Origin of the sequence: Nocardia sp. NPDC057272 (assembly GCF_042668615.1) — a bacterium.
GTDB lineage: Bacteria > Actinomycetota > Actinomycetes > Mycobacteriales > Mycobacteriaceae > Nocardia.
Window position 1 is genome coordinate 12,947 of record NZ_JBHUYK010000024.1, and the last position, 17,757, is coordinate 30,703.

Genomic DNA, 17,757 nt, shown 5'->3' on the forward strand with positions numbered 1-17,757 from the left:
GCCCGGACCGTGGAGCACAGTGGAGCCGGAGGATTGCGCGCCGATGACGACCAATGACGAGGTGCGGGCGGGGCGCAAGGTCTGGAGCGGGGTCGGCGAGGGTGCTGCCGCCGCGGGTGTGGCGCTGGTGGTAGCCGTGGTGGGACTGTTCGCGTTCTCCGCGGTGCAGTGGCCCGCGTTCAACTCCTCCAATGTGACTCGTGCGCTGACCACGGTGGGACAGGTGGTCGCGGTCGCGCTGCTGGTGGTCTCGGTGCTGCTGATCCGGCTGCGCAAGTGGCCGGTGGTGGCGAAACTGCTGTCCTGGGTGGGAATCTCGAGCTTTGTCACGGTCACGCTGGGGATGCCGCTGGCCGCGACGAAGCTGTACCTGTTCGGTGTCTCGGTGGATCAGGAATTCCGGACCGAGTACCTGACCCGGCTCACCGACAGTGCCGCGCTGCGCGATATGACGTATGTGGATCTGCCGCCGTTCTATCCGGCCGGGTGGTTCTGGATCGGCGGGCGCGTGGGCAACGTGCTCGGGATGGACGGCTGGGAAGTGTTCAAGCCGTACGCGATCGGGCTGCTCGCCGTCGCCGCCACGGTGGCGCTGGTGTTGTGGATGCAGCTGGTGCGGGCCGATATGGCGGTGGGCGCGGCTGCCGCGGTCACGGCGATGACGTTGGCGTACGCCTCGCCCGAGGCTTACGGCGCGGTGCTCGTGGTGTTCGTTCCGCCGGTGCTGGTGCTGGCGTGGGGTGCGCTGCATCGGCGGTCCGGTGGGTGGGGCGCGGCGCTCGGTACGGGGCTGTTCCTCGGGGTGGCGGCGTGTTTCTACACGTTGTACCTGGCGATCGCGGCGTTCACCGTGGTGATCATGGCGGTGGTGGCGGCCGGGTTCGCGGTCTACGCGCAGCGGGCAACCGAGCGGCGGGCAAGCCGGCTGGGCAGCGCTGCCTCGGCGCGGGCCGGTGCGACCTCGGCGAGCGCCTCGCCCGCCTGGCGTGCCGCGATCGCGCCGCTGACCAAACTGGCGGCGATCGGCGGTATCGCCATCGTGCTCGCCCTGGTGGTGTGGACGCCGTATCTGCTGAAGATGGCCTCCGGTGCGAAACTCCCCTCCGGCAGTGCTTTCCACTATCTGCCGGAGTCCGGCGCACAGCTGGCGTTCCCGATGCTCGAGTTCTCCCTGCGGGGAGCCCTGTGCATGATCGGCGTGCTGTGGCTCGTAGTTCGCGCCGGATCGTCGAGGCGCGCACAGGCACTGGGCATCGGCGTGGTATCGATCTACCTGTGGACCCTGCTCTCGATGACGGCGACCGCGGCAGGCACGACCCTGCTGTCCTTCCGGCTGGAGCCGGTCCTGCTCGCGTTGCTCGCCGCCGCAGGTGTTTTCGGCTTCGTCGAAGGCGCGACCGCCCTCTACCAGGCGTTGAACGAGCCCGCCCCGATGCGCACCGCGGCTGCCGCGATCGCCGTCCTCGGCGCCATGGCCTTCGCCCAGACGATCCCCACCGTGCTCACCCACGAGATCGACACCGCCTACACCGACACCGACGGCAACGGCGAACGAGCCGACCAGCGCAAACCCTCCGCCGTCTCGCACTACCGCGAGATCGATGCGGCCATCCTGGCGCAGACCGGCCGTCCCCGAGACGAATCCGTCGTCCTCACCGCGGACACCACCTTCCTGGCCTTCTACCCCTACTGGGGCTTCCAGGCCCTCACCTCCCACTACGCGAACCCCCTGTCGGACTTCAAGGCTCGCGCCGCCACCATCGCCGACTGGAGCAAGCTGCCCGGCTCCCCTGCCCTCGTCGAAGCCCTCGCGAAGTCCCCTTGGCGCGCCCCCGACGCCTTCCTCTTCCGCAACGACGGCGACAACTACACCCTGCGCCTGGCCGAAGACGTCTACCCCAACGACCCGAACGTCAAGCGCTACACGGTCTCGTTCCCCAAGTCCCTCTTCACCGACCCCGCCTTCACCGCCACCGACATCGGCCCCTTCACCCTGATCACCGTGCGCCGCTGATACTCGACGACCACTGTGGCGACGCCCTGTCGTCGCCCAGTGGCCGAACCCCGGCTCACGCAGAGGCGCGGCCGAGGTAGTGGAGGAGTTCGGCGGTGGGCGTGGTGGCCGCTGTTTCGACCACGGCGGCGTAGGCGCCCCACTGCCGCAGGGGTTCGATGATTTCGGCGTCGGTGCCGGAACCGGGGGCCGGGTGGATCGTGCGGGCGGCGGTCAGGAGATGGGCGGACAGGTCGTCGGTGAGGGGCGACGGCTGGCCGGTGGCGATCGCGATGTCCCAGGCGTGGACCGCGGCGTCGAGAGCGGCGAGGGTTGCCGCGACGGGGGTCGGGAGGTCGCCGTGCGGGAGCGGCGTGGGGACAGTGGTGGTTTCATCAGCGACCGTGGCCCACGCGGCGGCGGTCTGGTCGACGGCTTCGCGGACCAGGTCGGCGGCGGAACCGCCGATCTCGCCGGAGGGGTCGAAGGGGTTGTAGGACGGGCCGGGGCCGACTCCCAGGGCAGCGGCGTAGGCGAGCTGGTCGCCCGCGGCGTGCTGGATCACCTGGGTGACGGTCCACTCCGAGCAGGGGGTGGGCAGGTTCCACTGGTCGTCGGCGATACCGGCCACGACGTCGCCGAGGGCCCGGTAGGAGGTGGCGACCACGTCGCGCCAGACGGTTTCGAGGGCTGCGGTGCTGTTCATGATGGTGCCTTTCGTTTCGGTGATGACTCCAGCCTAGAAACCTATTAGGCTCGTTTCTTTCCTAATTTTCGACGAGGTGGAAAATGGCCGCGACAACCCCGCGCGTACTGCGCCTACTCGCCCTGCTGCAGGACCGCGCCTACACCGGGCGCGAGCTCGCCGACCGTCTCGAGATCACCGAACGCACCGTGCGCAACGACATCTCACGGCTGCGCGAACTCGGCTATCCCGTCCACGCGGAACGGGGAGCGATCGGCGGCTACCGGCTCGGCCGCGGCGCGACCATGCCGCCGCTGCTCCTCGACGACGAGGAAGCGGTGGCGGTCGCGCTGTCCATCGCCGTGGCCCACGACGGCTCGCTCGCCGTCTCCGACATCGGCGACCAGCTCACCAGAGCGCTGCGCAAGATCGAACAGATCCTCCCGAAACGCTTGCAGCGCAAGGTCTCCGCGCTGCGCGACGCCACCGAGATCGGCCCCGCCACCACGGGTTCCCGCGAACCGGACGCGCCGGTCGCCGCGGGTATCCTCACCACCCTCGCCGACGCGGTCCGCCGCACCACCGCTGTCACTGTCGAAACCTCTGACGGCACAACAGAACTCGAGCCCTACCGGCTGATCAACTGGCAACGCCGCTGGTACCTGGTCGCCTACAGCATGCGCACCCACGACTGGACGGCACTGCCCGCCGCCGGGATCACCCGGGCCGAGGCGGGTACACGCGTGTTCGCCCCGCGCACCCTCCCGCACGACGACCTGGTCGCCTTCGTCATGCGTCACATCGCCTCCACCGGCTGGCGCGTCCACGCCCGCGTCACCGTCCTCGAATCCGCGGAGACCGTGATCGCCAGGATCAACCCGGCGGTCGGTGTGGTCGAGCCGATCGACGAGCACAGTTGCGTACTGCTCACCGGCGCCGACGCGATGGAGACGATCGCGATCTACCTCAGCATGTTGATGATGGATTTCCGCGTCGACGGCCCGCCCGAGCTGGTCGCGCACCTGCGCACCCTGGCCCGCCGCTACACCGAATCGGTCGCCGGGTAGCCGCCGCGGATCGTGTCCCTTCCGTGCCGGAAGCCGGTGTTCATCCCGCTCGACGGCACTACACTGACTGGTGCGGCACGGTCGTCGCCGGCGGATTCGAACTCCCCCGGCGGCTGGCGTTGAAACCAGATCCTGCACGTCACGGGTCCCGGCGACCCGCTACCGGAGGAGGACGTATGTCCGATCCGTTGCACACGAGGGTGTGCCTCACCGGCTTGAACTGTTCCTGCCCGAGCATCAGCGTTTTCCTGGTGCCGGAACCGCTGGTTCTCGGCGGTCAGATGATGCACCTCCTCGAACAGGCGCCGATCGCCGGGCGAATACCCCAGCCCACCCCGGACGCCGAGCTGATCGACCTGATCCAGGCCGTGCGCACGCCGCTGGACACCCGGGGACTCGCCCGCGCGCAGCAGGTCGCGTTCTCCGGGCCGCGCCACGATCCGCCGGTCGCGCGGGAGGTGCTGCACGACCATCTCATCGAGGAGCCCGCGCCATGGGGACTGGATGTGGACGACCCCGCGGAACTGACCCGGCTGGCGATGCTGCCCGAGCGGCGCATCGGGGTGCGTCGCATCGACGATTTCCAGGCGCATTCGGTCCGTCAGGCGATGGAGGCCGTCTACCGGTATTTCGCGATCGACCAGCGCATTCCCCTGGTGTATCACGGCTTCGCCGACCCGCGCGATGGCTGGTTCGCGCTGCGCGCATCGGCGGCGTGAGCCGATCCCGCGGTGTGACGGCGCCGACCCTGTGTCTATCGACACCCGATAGCTACTGGTGTGCGGGAGATCGATAGACCACAATATGTCCGGTCAGTGTCAACAAACCGCGCGGTCGGTGTCGCGGGGCGAGTACGCTGCGAAATGTTGGAAGTTCGGCCGACCGAAATCAGGTTTTGGTAGCGCTGATCGGTACGGATGCAGAGGTATAGCTATGACGCTCAACCGACCGGAGCGGATCGATCTTTTGTTGTCACGGCCGCAACGCCTCGGCCGTGAACCGGAACCGCGCGAACAGCTCGACTCGCTCGCCGCGATCGAACGGGTCGTCATCGACGCCACCATCGCCCTGCTCGCACCCGGCCAGAAATTCGCCCTGCTGTGGTCACTACAGGTCGGCGAGCAGACCGTCGCCGGCGTGCAGATCAAAGAGCGCGACGGAACGGTCACCAACCTGATGCCGCCCACCGAGGTCCTCGAATACCTCACCGATCACAAGCGCATGTCCTACGACCCGGACACCGGGGCCTGGCTCAGCGCCGAGATCTTCATCGCCGGTCCCACCCGGTACAAGACCAATTACTCCACCGGCTCGGTCGCCGACTGGATGCCCGAGGTCACGGCCGACGACCTGCGCGCCGAATTCGCCGCCTTCCCGCGCCGCGACACCGAGATCCCCGACTGGGCCCGATCCCAACTCGACTGGGCCGACCGCCGCACGGGTTGAGACGTACCGCCGCCGTCGCCGCGACGGCCGGTTAGGAGCGGCGCCGACCCGCGCACAGGTTCGATGGCTAGCATCAGACCCCGTGCGACCGGACCGATCTGAACGAGCGTTCACCCGATACCGCCTGATCGCCCTTGTCTGTGGGCTGCTCGGGTTCGTGCTTGCCCTGCTCACACCGCTGTTACCGGTGCGCCAGGACCGCGCGAGCCTGGACTGGCCGCAAGCGGGCGCGACCAGCGTCGAGGCACCCCTGGTGTCGTATGTGCCGCAGCGGCTCGACGCACAGCTGCCGTGCACGATGCTGAGCGGGCTGCCGGGTCCAGGGGCGGAGAACCCCACCGCGACCACCCTGCTGACGACGATCCCGGTCGCCTCGGGCAAAGCCGACCGCGGGCTGAGCGTCACCGTGCGCGACGGCGTGCTGGGGGTGCAGGCGCGCGATGTGCCGATGCTGTCGGCGCCGATCGCCGAGATCGCCGGGTGTGAGCGGATCAGCATCGTCTCGACCATCGAGGCCACGACCGTGGAGTTCGTCGGGGCCGCGCGCCAGGACGGCACCCCGTTCCGCAACACCGTCACCGTGGACAAGCGCCCGCAGATCGTCGGCGTCTACACCGACCTCGACTCGGCCGCCCTCACCGGCGCCCGGCTGCACGCCGACATCGACTCCCGCTTCACCTCGACGCCGACGACGCTGAAACTGGCGACGATGATCGGCGCCGGTGTGTTCACCCTGCTCGCGCTGATCGCGCTGCACCTGCTCGACACCACCGACGGCCGCCGCGCCCGCCGCTTCCTGCCCCGGCATTGGTGGCGGATCACCCCGACCGACGTGGTGGTGGTCGTGACGCTGCTCGGCTGGCATGTGATCGGCGCGAACACCTCCGACGACGGCTACATCCTCAATATGGCGCGCGCGTCGGGCCCGTCGGGCTACATGGCGAACTACTACCGCTGGTTCGGGGTGCCGGAGGCGCCGTTCGGCTGGTCCTACGAACTGCTCGCCTGGATGACGAAGATCTCCGACGCCAGCCCCTGGATGCGCCTGCCCGCGCTCGCCGCCGGATTGGTCTGCTGGGCGGTGATCAGCCGAGAAGTGCTGCCCCGCCTCGGTGCTCGGGTGCGCCGCGACAAGGTGGCGCTGTGGACGGCCGGCCTGGTGTTCCTCGCCTTCTGGCTCCCGTACGACAACGGCCTTCGTCCCGAACCGCTGATCGCGGCGGGCGCGCTGCTCACCTGGTGCCTCATCGAACGCGCCATCGCCACCGCGCGACTGCTGCCCGCCGCCTCGGCGATTCTGGTCGCCGCGTTCTCGCTGGCAGCGGGCCCGACCGGCCTGATCTGTATCGCCGCCCTGATCGCCGGTACCCGGCCGGTCATGCAGATCATCATCAAACGCGCGCAGGGTCTGCGCCCACGTCGGATCGCCGCCGACAACGCGGACGACCAACCGTCGACCGAGGCCCGCGCTGCCGCGAAGACGGACGACGCAACCGACTCCAGCAGCTCGGCAAGCCCGGGCAAGGCGGCAGGCTCGTCGGATCGGCTCTCCTTGGGCGCCAAGATCTTCCGTTACGCCGCACTGCTGGCTCCCGGCATCGCCGCGGGCACGCTGGTACTCGTCGTCGTCTTCGCCGACCAGACCCTCGCCACCGTCATGGAGGCCACCCGAGTCCGCACTCTCGTCGGGCCGAACGTCGCCTGGTTCGACGAACGCACCCGCTGGGACTCGCTGTTCATGCTGTCCCCCGACGGCTCGCTCGCCCGCCGGTTCGGCGTCCTGGTGCTGCTGCTGTGCCTGCTCGTCTGCATCCTGCAGGTGCTGCGCAAGGGCCGCATCCCCGGCACCTCGCGCGGCCCGTCGGTGCGCATCCTCGGCATCGTCTTCGCCGCGCTGCTGCTGATGATGTGGACGCCCACCAAGTGGACCCACCACTTCGGCGTCTACGCGGGCCTGGCGGGTTCGCTGGCGGCACTGGCGGCGGTCGCGGTGGGCACCAACGGAATCAAGGCCCCACGCAATCGAGCGCTGTTCACCGCGGCGGTGTTGTTCCTGCTCGCGATGACCTTCACCGGCTCCAACGGCTGGTGGTACGTCTCCAGTTACGGCGTGCCGTTCTGGGACAAGGCGCCGATGGTGGCGGGCAAGGGTGTTTCGACGCTGTTCCTCGGTCTCAGCATCCTCGCGCTGCTGGTCGCCCTGTACTTCCACCTGCGCGCTCCGTACCGGACACCGAGCGACACCGGGCGTTTCGACCGCTTCGCGACCATGCCGCTCACCATCGCGGCGGCACTGCTGGTGCTGTTCGAGGTGGCGTCGATGGCCAAGGGCGCCATCACCCAGTACCCCGCGTACTCCATCGCGAAGTCGAATTTCAATTCGCTGCAAGGCAATACGTGCGGCCTGGCCAATGACGTGCTGGTGGAATCGAATACGGCCGATTCCCTGCTCACCCCCTACACCGGCGCCCCCGCCGACGGGCTGAACGCCGAATCCACCGGCTTCACCCCGGACGGCGTGGCCGACGACCTCACCGCCGATGCCGACGAGACCGTGGTCGGCGGCGCCAACTCGGTCGACACCGATTCCGCCAACAAGACCACCAAGACCACCGGCGCGGGCACCGGCGGCGGCACCAGCGCCGAACCCGGCGTCAACGGCAGCACCGTCGCCCTGCCGTTCGGCCTCGACCCCGCCCGCACTCCGGTCCTCGGCTCCTTCCAGGACGGCGTGCAGCAGCAGGCGAAGCTGACCTCACAGTGGTATCGCGTCGACCTCGGCGACAGCGTGCGCGACGATCCCGCGTATCAGGCCCTCGTGGTCACCGCGGCCGGGCGGATCCGCTACGTCGACACCGACGGTGTGGTGCACTACGGCCAGGAGTTGCGCCTGGAATACGGCACCCGCGCCGCCGACGGTTCCGTCGAGGTGACGGGCTCGGTCGCGCCGATGGATATCGGCCCGGCCCCGTCGTGGCGCAACCTGCGCGTGCCGATCGATCAGCTGCCCGTCGGCGTGAACGCGGTGCGCCTGGTCGCCGCCGACAACGACATCACCGGCAAGCAGTGGCTCGCGGTGACGCCGCCGCGGCTGCCGAAACTGGCCACCCTGGACTCGGTGGTCGGCCGGACCGCGCCGGTGCTGCTCGACTGGCACGTCGGCCTCGCGTTCCCCTGCCAGCGCCCGTTCGAGCATCACGACGGCGTCGCGGAGGCCCCGCAGTGGCGGATTCTGCCCGACCGGGTCGGTTCGGACGCGTCCAACGCCTGGCAGGACGACATCGGCGGCGGCCCGCTCGGGTGGACAAATCTGCTCCTGAAGGCCGAGACTGTGCCCACCTATCTCGACCACGATCTCGGCCGCGATTGGGGCTCGCTCGAGCGGTTCACGCCGTATCAGCCGGCACCGCCCGCGAAGATCGGGGTGACTGTGATCGATCAGACAGGACGAGCGAAAGAACCGGCAATTCGGGCACAGTAGAACGGCGTAGAGACTATGGCAGCGCAAGGGCAGTGACCGGGCACTTGCCCATGTCGCTTACGAAACCCTCAGTGTCCGTTAGGGTTTCGGTTTGATGAAACACCTGTAAATGACAGCGTAAAGGTCCTGTGCCTGCACGTTTGAGCACGTACCCTGGTGGGTATGACAGGAGCCTTCGATGACATGGATCTACGAGATCTCGTCGAGTTGCTCAGCAACGACGAGAAGCAAGAACTACGACCGGCCGTAATGCGGGTACTGGAAAGACTGCCTTCACAAGAGGTATTACGCCGCGACCTGAACCGTCGCATGCTCAACGTCTGACTCCTGTCCCCCATCCAACCGAAAAGGCGCGGACCACATGATGTGATCCGCGCCTTTTACTGTCCGCCCGAGGTCAGAACACCCGCAGCGGTCCCGGGCTCCACAGCCCGTTGCGCGCCGCCGTGCCGGTCTCGAGCTGCGCGGCCGTGGCCTGCGCGTACTGGTCGTAGCGTTCCAGCGAGCCCCAGTCGCGCGCCCAGTCGTCCTTCAGATAGGTCGGGATGGTGACCCGAGCCGCCAGCATCTGCGTCATGCCGAGCGGACCACCGAACTCCTGCGCCTGCCAGGTGTCGGTCGACGAGATCGCCAGCGGGCGGTCCGGCAGGATCCGGTAGTTCGGCACCTCGGCCACGCCGTTCTTGTGCGCGAACGGACGCTGGCACGGGAACTGCAGGCCGACGGCCCAGTCCAGCAGTACCGGCTGGTCACGGCCGATGAACGTGTCCAGAGTCTGCAGCTTGGGCACCCGCGGCGGGGTGAACGCCAGCCACTGGTCACCGATCAGGATCGGGTCGTTCACCATCACCCGCACCGCGTTCGCCTCGGCCGGAAGATCGGCCAGCGGCACGCGCAGGTTGCGCCACGACGGGGCCGGGCCGATATCGCGCGGCTGGTAGGCGCCGAGCGTGGTGACGCTGCCGTCGGGGTTGCGGGTGCCGTATTCCACGAACAGCGCCTGCCCGTACTTGTCGGAGCCGGAGTCGTCCTTGGAGGCGATGCGACCGGCCGCGCTGATCACGACCAGCGGCGAGTCGTCCGAGCGGGCGGGCAGGCCGTACCAGGCCGATTCCAGGTGGGCGGGCTGCTGCATGCCCTCCTGGTAGGAGCCGAGAATCGGGGTCTGCGCGGGGTCGAGGCCGAACGGCAGCGCCACGGTGGAACCGTTGACGCCGAGTGCGCCCTCACCACCGCCGGTGCCCGCGCTCTCGCCTTCGGCGAAGGCCGCGCCGACCGACTGGTTGCTGGTGTTGCCGGTGCCCGGCTTCACCTCGACCGCGTCGGCCGACAGATCGCCCGGCACGCCGTTGGGGGTGAACCCGACCGAGCCGGTGCCCGCGAGCGGGTCGTTGGGATCGGTGAACGGACGGGCCGGGTCGACGATGGGGTCGAGCCTGCCGCCGTTCGGGTCGGATTCGACCAGCACGTCGTTGGCCAGGCCACACGAGTTGTCGCTCAGCGCGTCGATGTTGGAGCGGCCCAGCGAGTAGCCGGGGTACTGCTGGGTCGCGCCCTTGACCAGCGAGAGCACTTCGAACAGCACCATCAGACCGACCACGATGGTCAGCGGGATCGCGGCGAACTTGCGAATCCTGTTGCCGCGCTTGGTCTTCGCCGACGGCACCGGCTTCACATAGTCCTCGCGCAGGGCGTACCAGCCGACCAGGGCCAGGGCCACGCCGAACAGGATGAGCATCACCGTGTTCGAGTGCACGCCGCGCAGCGAGATGGTCTTGTCGAACCACGGCACGCCGTAGCTGGACACGTACCAGTAGCCGTTGATGCCCGAGAACGACAGCGCCAGCACGAACAGCAGGCCGGCCAGGAAGATCGCCCGGTTCTTGCGGGAGCGCAGCGCGCTCTGCGACACCGCCACCGCCGTCACCGCCGCGAGCCCACCCGCGATGCCCGCGTAGGCGCCGAAGTGGTGGGTCCACTTGGTGGGGTTGAACATCATGAAGAAGATCGTGCCGAAGACGATCCCCATCAGCCGCCACGTCGGACCCGACGCGATCCCCGGCACCTGACGGCGGCGCAGCAGCACCAGCAGCGTCGTGAACAGGCACAGCAGCATCACCAGGAAGGCGAAACGGCGGGCCAGCGAGCCGTCGACGGTCTCCACGAACATGTAGTAGTAGCGCAGGTAGTCCTCGTACCAGGCCAGGTTCGGGCCGGTGGCCTGACGGACCCGGTTGGCTTCCTGGATGCCGGCGAAGGTCTGGTCGCCGTAGACCACCGTGAGCACGAGCACGCCCGCCGAGGCGATCGGAGCCAGCAGCGGCAGCGTGCCGAACTGGCGATGACGGCGCACGATGATCCGCACCAGCGGCCGGATACCGGCCAGCAGCGCGGCCACACACATCAAGCCGGTCGGCGCGGCGGCGAGAGTGAACGCCGCGATCAGCACCGCGATGCCCGCGGGCAGCAGGCGGCCGGTGGCGATGGCGCGTTCGATGGACACCCAGGTGAGCAGTGCGCCGAGGGCGACGATCGGCTCCGAACGCAGGCCGTTGTCGAACGGCAGCCAGAACGCCAGGAACACCAGTCCACCGGTCCACAGCGCCACCTGAGAGCGCTTCACGGCGTTGCCGAGGCGCGGGACCACCTCGCGGCTGATCACCATCCAGCACAGGATCGCGCAGATCAGCGCGGGCACGCGCACCCACGGGCTGGCCGTGGAGATCTCCGCGAACACCTGGATGACGTAGTAGTACCAGCCGAACGGGGCCTCGGGGACGCCGTACCAGCGGAAGTAGTTGGCGGTATAACCCGCGTCGGGGGCCACGCGCACCATCGACAGGATGTAGCCGTCGTCGGAGGTGTTGGCGCCGACGAAATGCCAGACCAGCAGCGTGCCGATCACCGCGCCGTCCGCCCAGGTGGGCTTGAGCCAGTTGCGCGGCAGGAAGCGGCGGTGCCCGCGCCCGTCACTGCCGTCGAGGCGGCCCAGCGCGGCGAGCGCCAGCAGGGTGCACAGCACGGCCGCGATGATCGCGACCAGTTTGATCAGCGACGGGCTCGACGAGAAACGGGTGTCGATCGTCGAGGTGAGCGAAAGGCCCTGCGGCACCTCGCCTTTCAGATCGGTGAACACACCCACGATCTGCGGCCGCAGGTCACCGGCGAGCTGCCCCTGCACGGGCACCTGCACGGTCTCCACCGCACCCGGCTGACCGGCGACCGGCCGCTCGACCTGCTTGGTCAGCCCCACGAACTCCGCGCTCGTGCGGTCCTGATCGGACTTGATCAGGATCGCCGAGCAGCCGTCCATCGCCGACCGGTCCGCCGACGCGACCACCGCATTGCGGTCCACCACGTCGACCGCGGTATCGGAGACGCGCACGAACAGCGCCTCCAAGGCCGCGCGGTCGCCCTGCGGGGGCGCGGTCGCCAGCAGCATCCCGCCCTGCTCGGGCAGTGTCGACACGGCACTACACGGAATCGACACCGTCAGATCGATCGGCACCTGCGACATCAGCGGCGCCTGCACATTGCCGAGCGAACCGTTCTGCGGCCAGTTCAGTTGCGCGGTCGTCTGGGTGACCGGCAGAAACGGCGTAGCCACCGCGAACAGGGCGCCGAGAATCCCGGCGACCATCGCGATCCATCGCGCGGTCCGGAAGTCCTTCGCGGGGGCCACCGGTTCGGCAGGAGGCTTGGAGAGAACAGCTGTTGCGGCGTCTGGCACGGTTCGACATGCTATCTGCCCGCCCCTTGTTGTGAGTCGTCGCTCGCCACCGGGTGTGAAGTCAGGTCATCTTGACGGCAGCCGCCGGGCGGGCGGTACCCACCCCGTTGTCGCGTCATGCTTATCGGCTATCAGTCCGCACATGACGCGGGCACTCACCGCATCCGAGGTCCGCGCAGGAGTTTTTCGAGGATAGCAGTATGCAAAATACATATCGGCAGAAAATGCCGCAATAACCTCCGATCACCTCGCGGCCGCGCATTTTATGGACGAGAACGCGGGGCCGGTCGAGAATCGCGAAGGTCCCGCCCTGGATACATGGGACTGCGCGAACCACATACAACGATGAATTGCGCTCGTATTCTTAAATACGACAGCTTCACTTCGAATGTCTGTCAGTTCCACCCAAGGAGAACGCAATGTTCGATAAAAAGGTTCTTGCACGCGCGGCAATGGCTTCCGTGAGTTGTGCGGCGGCCGCGGTCACCTTCGGAATCGGGCCGGCGCACGCCGCCGGATCCACCACCATCGCACCCGCGGGCGCGAATGTATCGGCGACCAATTCGGGTACGGTGAAATTCGTGGCGGGCAGTGTGACCGTCACCTGCACCACCTCGAGCACTACCGGGGCGGTGCCGGCCGCGCCGGGAAACACGAACCCGAGCGGTCCTGTTTCGGTGTCGATCGGGGCGCCGAGCTTCTCCGGTTGCACCACCAGCATGTGGGGTGTCAGCGCCACCATCACCACCAGTGGCAGCTGGGCGATCACCGGTCAGAACGGCACGCCGATCACCGGTAGCCTGGCGATTCCCACCGGCGGCATGGTGGTCAAGACCAGCGGCCTCGCCTCGTGCACAGCCGTTGTCGCGCCCACCGCGCCTGCCTCGATCGCGGGCACATGGACCAACGGGGCACCCTCCACGGTCTCGCTCACCAACGCGTCGGCGCCGATCAAGGTAACCGGCGGGTTCGGGTGCCCGACCAGCTCCACCACGGGCTCGGTGACCGGCACCTACAAGGTCGCCAACACCACTACCCCCGCGGTGCCGATCACAGTCGGCCCCTGATTCCATCGGCGATATTCGGGTGACGGGTAACGCGACGAAGTCACTTCGAATTCGATGAAATTCATGCGATAAAGACCCGCGTGCGTAGCAATACGCACGCGGGTCCATATCTTTACACCACGAGCGATACCGGGCACTTACCATGAGTGCGCGGATTTCGGCGTGTCAGGAGTCCTTCCGAAACTCTTGAACACCATTCCTATTGTGGCGAATACCCAGAGAAACCGATCCAACCGGGTTATCCATCCCGGGTGCGCTCACCTCGAATATCCGGCATGGCCTCGCACCGGCGAAGATGTCGCGACGCGCCCGCCCAGACCCCCGCGCTCTTCCAGCGCTTCACGCTCCCTAGACTCGACTCCATGACCAAGGTGAATCTCGAAACCAACTACGGACCGATCGTGCTCGAGTTGGACGACCAGGCCGCGCCGAACACGGTCGCCAACTTCGTGAACTACGTGAACTCGGGCCATTACGCCGGCACCGTGTTCCACCGCGTCATCCCCGGTTTCATGGTGCAGGGCGGCGGCTTCGAGCCCGGCCTGAAGCAGAAGCCGACTCAGGCGCCGATCCAGAACGAGGCCACCAACGGCCTGAAGAACGACAAGTACACCGTGGCGATGGCCCGCACCAACGACCCGCACTCGGCCACCGCCCAGTTCTTCATCAACATCTCCGACAACGCCTTCCTCAACCACACCGCCCCCCAGGGCCAGGGCTGGGGCTACGCCGTCTTCGGCAAGGTCACCGATGGCACCGAGGTAGTCGACAAGATCGCCGCCGTCACCACCGGCAGCGCGGGCCCCCACCAGGACGTCCCCGTCGACGACGTCATCATCGAATCCGCCACCGTCGCCTGATTCTTCGACGTAGCGTGCCGGGCCGCCACCGAATTCATCGGTGGCGGCCCATTTTTCGATCGGCCCCCAGGAACGCGATCCCGGCCGTCGAGTCGTCGCCGATGCGATCGTGAAGGTGTCACCGGGCACGCGGTACGGTGTCTCGACTGATCGAAGTTCTTGGGGGAATACGTGAAAGACCTTCTTTACTCGGTGCTGGGCGTGGTGTTCGGCGCCGTTCTCGTTTTCGGCGGAATCGCCACGCTCAACAGTGGTGCCGAGTGCGGCGGCAAGAGCATGTCGGCGGGTGAGACCTGCGTGACGACCAGCAAGGGCTCGTCGGTGGAGCGGGACGCCGCCGGGCAACAAGCCCAGAACAAGCGCACCGGGTGGATGATGATCGGCGGCGGCGCGGTGATGAGCATCGGCTCCGCGTTCTGGCTGCGAAGCAATCTCCGGTCGCGCCGGGCCCGCCGCGCCGCCACCTCACCGCAGGGCTACCCGCCCGTCGGTGGGCCGCCGCCCGCCCCGCACGGGCTGCCACAGGCGCAGGGCCAATGGCCGCAGGGCGCACCCGCTCCGTACGGAGCGCCGCAACCCCAGGGCCAGTGGCCGCAGGGAGCTCCCGGATACGGCGCACCCGCCTATCCGCCGCACGCTCAGCATCATCCGCAGGCACCGCAAGCGGGCGCCGGGTACAACCCGAACTACAGGCAGTAAAGGGGCATTCCTTCGAGCTTTCAAGTCGCACGATCAGACTTGGTCCAGCGGGTTATCCGACCGCTCGAAGATGTCCGGAAGGAGCGCCATGACTGCCATCGCCCCCGCGTGGATGCGCGAGCAGATCACGGCTGCGGAGTACGACACCTGGTCCGAGGAGCAGTGCGCGGGCATCGAGATCGTGGACGGGATGGTCGCTGGGCGCCCCAGTGCGTCCAAGCGGCACAACCGGTTGGCTCGGATCCTGGCCAACGCGCTGGACACCGCGGCCGGACCGGACTGGAATGCCGACACCGACTTCGACGTCCGACTTCAGGATGTTCACTCACGAATCGGCGACCCGATGTCGTTGTGTATCGCGCCGATACGATCGACCTCACGCCCACGCGCCCCGAACACGTACTGCTCGTCGTCGAGGTCGTCTCCCCCGGTTCGGAGACCACCGACCGGATCGTCGAAGTGGACCAGTACGCCAAAGCGGGCATCGCCTTCTATTGGCGGATCGAGCAGGCGGCAAACGGTGTTCCGCTGATCTATACCTACATCCTCGACCTGGCCACCAAGTCGTACCGGACCGGCGACATGTTCACCGGAACGGTCGAGGTGTCGGCTCCCTTTCCCGTGGAGATCGACCTCGGCAAGGTTTGATCCCTTCCACACTCGGATCAACGCCATGGCGCAACGAGTTTCGACAACGCCGAGGAATTCCGCACCCATCTCAGCCAAGGCGCCGAACGCTGACCTCAGGACACCCAGGCCTTCAGAGGCTCAGTGTCGAGGGTGATGCCGACTGGGTGCCCGGCCGGTGCGGTAGGAGTCGATCTTCAATCCGCGTTCGGGGAACAGCCACAGTTCTGGTCGAAGCACGAGTAGGACGCGCATCAGCCACTCGAGCACGCAGTCATGGTCCCCGTCCGGCCCAGCCTTTGCCCCCAGTTTCCCCTCGACGTACTCCAGTCGAACACCCTCCGCGACACTACCGGCGACACGAGCGAGTTCTTCGAACTCCCCGGTCGTCATGAGCGGCTCAGGCGCTGCGGTCATGGCGGTAACGATACCCAGCGATTACACGTTATGCCCACGCACTACGACCACACATTTCGACCACACTCGACGATCGTCGACGAACACCACAACGGGCCGCCTCGGATCAACTCCGGACGGCCCGTTCGGGTTCTGGTTACAGCGGCAGGACGTGGTGCTTGCGCGGGTTGCGCTGGATCTTCTTGTCCTGGAGCAGCTTCAGGGCCCGGCGCAGTTCGAGGCGGGTGGTGGCCGGTTCGATGATGGCGTCGATGAAGCCTCGTTCGGCCGCTACCCACGGGGTGGCTACGTTTTCGTTGTAGAAGTTGATCAGGTTCTGGCGGATCGCGGCGCGCTGGTCTTCGGGGGCGGCGGCGATCTGGGCGGCGCCCAGGAGGCTGACGGCGCCCTCAGCGCCCATGACGGCGATGCGGGCGGTGGGCCAGGCGAGGTTGATGTCGGCGCCGAGCTGCTTGGAGCCCATCACCGCGTAGCCGCCGCCGTAGGACTTGCGGACCACCAGGGTGATCTTGGGGACCGAGGCCTCGACATAGGAGAACAGGAAGCGGCCGCCGCGCTTGATGACGCCGACCTTCTCCTGTTCGACACCGGGCAGGAAGCCGGGGGTGTCGACGACGAAGATCAGCGGGATCTCGAAGGCATCGCACAGTCGGACGAAGTGCGAGGCCTTGTCGGAGGCGCGGGCGTCGAGGGCGCCTGCCGCGGCCATCGGCTGGTTGGCGACGACACCGACGGTGCGGCCGTCGATACGGGCGTAACCGGTGATGATGTTCTGGCCGGTGTCGGCGCTGATCTCCTTGAACTCACCGTCGTCGAAGATGCGCAGCAGGATGTCGTACATGTCGTAGCCGGCATTGTCGGAATCCGGCATGAACGTGTTCAGCTCGCGGTCGGAATCGGTGATCTCCGGCTCGAGACCGGGGTTCACCACCGGCGGCAGTTCCTGGCAGCTGCTCGGCATGTAACCCAGGTACTCGCGCACCCAGGTGAAAGCCGCTTCCTCGTCCTTGGCGACGTGGTGGATGTTGCCGTACTGGGCCTGCGTGCGCGCACCGCCGAGCTCCTCGAGGCTCACGTCCTCGCCGGTGACCTCTTTGATGATCTTCGGGCCGGTGACGAACATGTGCGCCGACTCGGTCGCGACCACCACATCGGTGCAGATCGGCTCGTACACCGCACCACCGGCGCAGTTTCCGAGGATCACCGACACCAGCGGAACCATGCCCGACAGCGGCTCGAGATTGGTCGCCATCCAGGCGTACCAGGCCAGCGAGCTGATCGCTTCCTGCACGCGCGCGCCACCGGAATCGTTGATGCCGACCAGCGGGATGCCGACCTTCGACGCGTACTGCATCAGACCGCACAGCTTGCGACCGAACGCCTCACCGACCGAACCGCCGTACACGGTCTGATCATGGGAGAACACCGCCACCGGGCGACCCTCGACCTTGCCGTGCCCGACGACGACACCGTCACCGTAGAGGGCGGTCGGGTCGCCGGGCTTGCGCACCAGCGCGCCGATCTCGACGAAGGTGCCGGGATCGAGCAGCTGGTTGATCCGGTCGCGGGCACTGGGAATGCCCTTGTGCGCCCGCTTCGCGATGCCCTTCTCACCAGCGGGCTCTTTGGCGAGCTCGAGCCGCTCGTGTAGATCGGCAAGCTTTTCGGCGGTCGTGCTCACTTAC

At 67.6% G+C, this 17,757-nt stretch carries 16 protein-coding genes; 10 read left to right on the forward strand and 6 right to left on the reverse strand.

Features of this window, described 5'->3' with window-relative positions:
• The first annotated feature begins 43 nt into the window (after positions 1–43).
• Positions 44–2,014, forward strand: a complete 1,971-nt coding sequence (locus ACFULV_RS26595; protein WP_378661217.1) for a galactan 5-O-arabinofuranosyltransferase — start codon at positions 44–46, stop codon at positions 2,012–2,014.
• A gap of 55 nt (positions 2,015–2,069) precedes the next feature.
• Here ACFULV_RS26595 and ACFULV_RS26600 read toward each other — a convergent pair whose 3' ends face one another.
• A complete protein-coding gene (locus ACFULV_RS26600) occupies positions 2,070–2,699 on the reverse strand; it encodes a TIGR03086 family metal-binding protein (protein ID WP_378661219.1) in 630 nt (209 codons plus the stop codon).
• An 83-nt stretch (positions 2,700–2,782) separates the two neighbouring features.
• Between ACFULV_RS26600 and ACFULV_RS26605 the strand changes: the two genes are divergently transcribed.
• From ACFULV_RS26605 to ACFULV_RS26625, 5 genes are all read left to right on the forward strand, one after another.
• A complete protein-coding gene (locus ACFULV_RS26605) occupies positions 2,783–3,745 on the forward strand; it encodes a helix-turn-helix transcriptional regulator (RefSeq protein ID WP_378638047.1) in 963 nt (320 codons plus the stop codon).
• A gap of 176 nt (positions 3,746–3,921) precedes the next feature.
• The gene (locus ACFULV_RS26610) at positions 3,922–4,464 is read left to right on the forward strand and encodes a hypothetical protein (protein ID WP_378638045.1); all 543 of its coding nucleotides are present in this window, start codon (positions 3,922–3,924) and stop codon (positions 4,462–4,464) included.
• Between the two features lie 214 nt (positions 4,465–4,678).
• Positions 4,679–5,191: a hypothetical protein gene (locus ACFULV_RS26615; RefSeq protein WP_378638043.1), complete on the forward strand. Its 513-nt coding sequence runs from the start codon at positions 4,679–4,681 to the stop codon at positions 5,189–5,191.
• Between the two features lie 82 nt (positions 5,192–5,273).
• Positions 5,274–8,672: an arabinosyltransferase domain-containing protein gene (locus ACFULV_RS26620; RefSeq protein ID WP_378661222.1), complete on the forward strand. Its 3,399-nt coding sequence runs from the start codon at positions 5,274–5,276 to the stop codon at positions 8,670–8,672.
• Positions 8,673–8,834: 162 nt separating this feature from the next.
• On the forward strand, positions 8,835–8,996 hold the full coding sequence (locus tag ACFULV_RS26625) for a hypothetical protein (protein WP_156677619.1): 162 nt from the start codon (positions 8,835–8,837) through the stop codon (positions 8,994–8,996).
• 73 nt (positions 8,997–9,069) lie between these two features.
• On the opposite strand, the gene ACFULV_RS26630 is transcribed toward ACFULV_RS26625, so the two are convergent.
• Both ACFULV_RS26630 and ACFULV_RS26635 read right to left on the reverse strand, forming a co-directional pair.
• Positions 9,070–12,402, reverse strand: a complete 3,333-nt coding sequence (locus tag ACFULV_RS26630; RefSeq protein WP_378661225.1) for an arabinosyltransferase domain-containing protein — start codon at positions 12,400–12,402, stop codon at positions 9,070–9,072.
• A 379-nt stretch (positions 12,403–12,781) separates the two neighbouring features.
• Positions 12,782–13,141: a hypothetical protein gene (locus ACFULV_RS26635; protein ID WP_378638035.1), complete on the reverse strand. Its 360-nt coding sequence runs from the start codon at positions 13,139–13,141 to the stop codon at positions 12,782–12,784.
• Between ACFULV_RS26635 and ACFULV_RS26640 the strand changes: the two genes are divergently transcribed.
• The 3 genes from ACFULV_RS26640 (at position 13,122) to ACFULV_RS26650 (ending at position 15,028) form a co-directional block, all read left to right on the forward strand.
• Positions 13,122–13,469 carry a hypothetical protein gene (locus ACFULV_RS26640; RefSeq protein ID WP_378638033.1) on the forward strand — a complete coding sequence of 116 codons (348 nt, stop codon included), beginning with the start codon at positions 13,122–13,124 and terminating at the stop codon, positions 13,467–13,469. The genes ACFULV_RS26635 and ACFULV_RS26640 overlap by 20 nt on opposite strands.
• A gap of 362 nt (positions 13,470–13,831) precedes the next feature.
• Positions 13,832–14,329: a peptidylprolyl isomerase gene (locus ACFULV_RS26645; protein WP_378661228.1), complete on the forward strand. Its 498-nt coding sequence runs from the start codon at positions 13,832–13,834 to the stop codon at positions 14,327–14,329.
• A 171-nt stretch (positions 14,330–14,500) separates the two neighbouring features.
• Complete coding sequence (locus tag ACFULV_RS26650) at positions 14,501–15,028, forward strand: hypothetical protein (RefSeq protein WP_378661231.1); 528 nt, start codon at positions 14,501–14,503, stop codon at positions 15,026–15,028.
• Positions 15,029–15,061: 33 nt separating this feature from the next.
• Here ACFULV_RS26650 and ACFULV_RS26655 read toward each other — a convergent pair whose 3' ends face one another.
• Entirely contained in the window at positions 15,062–15,322 is a 261-nt protein-coding gene (locus ACFULV_RS26655) for a hypothetical protein (protein WP_378661370.1), read from the reverse strand.
• On the opposite strand from ACFULV_RS26655, the gene ACFULV_RS26660 reads away from it, so the two are divergent.
• Positions 15,308–15,676: a Uma2 family endonuclease gene (locus tag ACFULV_RS26660; protein WP_378661353.1), complete on the forward strand. Its 369-nt coding sequence runs from the start codon at positions 15,308–15,310 to the stop codon at positions 15,674–15,676. The two genes, ACFULV_RS26655 and ACFULV_RS26660, sit on opposite strands and share 15 nt — an antisense overlap.
• 120 nt (positions 15,677–15,796) lie before the next feature.
• Here ACFULV_RS26660 and ACFULV_RS26665 read toward each other — a convergent pair whose 3' ends face one another.
• Both ACFULV_RS26665 and ACFULV_RS26670 read right to left on the reverse strand, forming a co-directional pair.
• Positions 15,797–16,072, reverse strand: coding sequence for a hypothetical protein (locus tag ACFULV_RS26665; RefSeq protein ID WP_378661233.1), 276 nt, complete (start codon positions 16,070–16,072; stop codon positions 15,797–15,799).
• Positions 16,073–16,208: 136 nt separating this feature from the next.
• Entirely contained in the window at positions 16,209–17,753 is a 1,545-nt protein-coding gene (locus tag ACFULV_RS26670; protein ID WP_378638019.1) for an acyl-CoA carboxylase subunit beta, read from the reverse strand.
• Positions 17,754–17,757 lie beyond the last annotated feature (4 nt).

Coding starts and splice junctions, on each gene's coding strand:
- ACFULV_RS26615 (WP_378638043.1), top strand. CDS start 4,679: ATGACGCTCAACCGACCGGAGCGGATCGATCTTTTGTTGTCACGGCCG.
- ACFULV_RS26605 (WP_378638047.1), top strand. CDS start 2,783: ATGGCCGCGACAACCCCGCGCGTACTGCGCCTACTCGCCCTGCTGCAG.
- ACFULV_RS26610 (WP_378638045.1), top strand. CDS start 3,922: ATGTCCGATCCGTTGCACACGAGGGTGTGCCTCACCGGCTTGAACTGT.
- ACFULV_RS26665 (WP_378661233.1), bottom strand. CDS start 16,072: ATGACCGCAGCGCCTGAGCCGCTCATGACGACCGGGGAGTTCGAAGAA.
- ACFULV_RS26640 (WP_378638033.1), top strand. CDS start 13,122: ATGTGGGGTGTCAGCGCCACCATCACCACCAGTGGCAGCTGGGCGATC.
- ACFULV_RS26625 (WP_156677619.1), top strand. CDS start 8,835: ATGACAGGAGCCTTCGATGACATGGATCTACGAGATCTCGTCGAGTTG.
- ACFULV_RS26600 (WP_378661219.1), bottom strand. CDS start 2,699: ATGAACAGCACCGCAGCCCTCGAAACCGTCTGGCGCGACGTGGTCGCC.
- ACFULV_RS26595 (WP_378661217.1), top strand. CDS start 44: ATGACGACCAATGACGAGGTGCGGGCGGGGCGCAAGGTCTGGAGCGGG.
- ACFULV_RS26645 (WP_378661228.1), top strand. CDS start 13,832: ATGACCAAGGTGAATCTCGAAACCAACTACGGACCGATCGTGCTCGAG.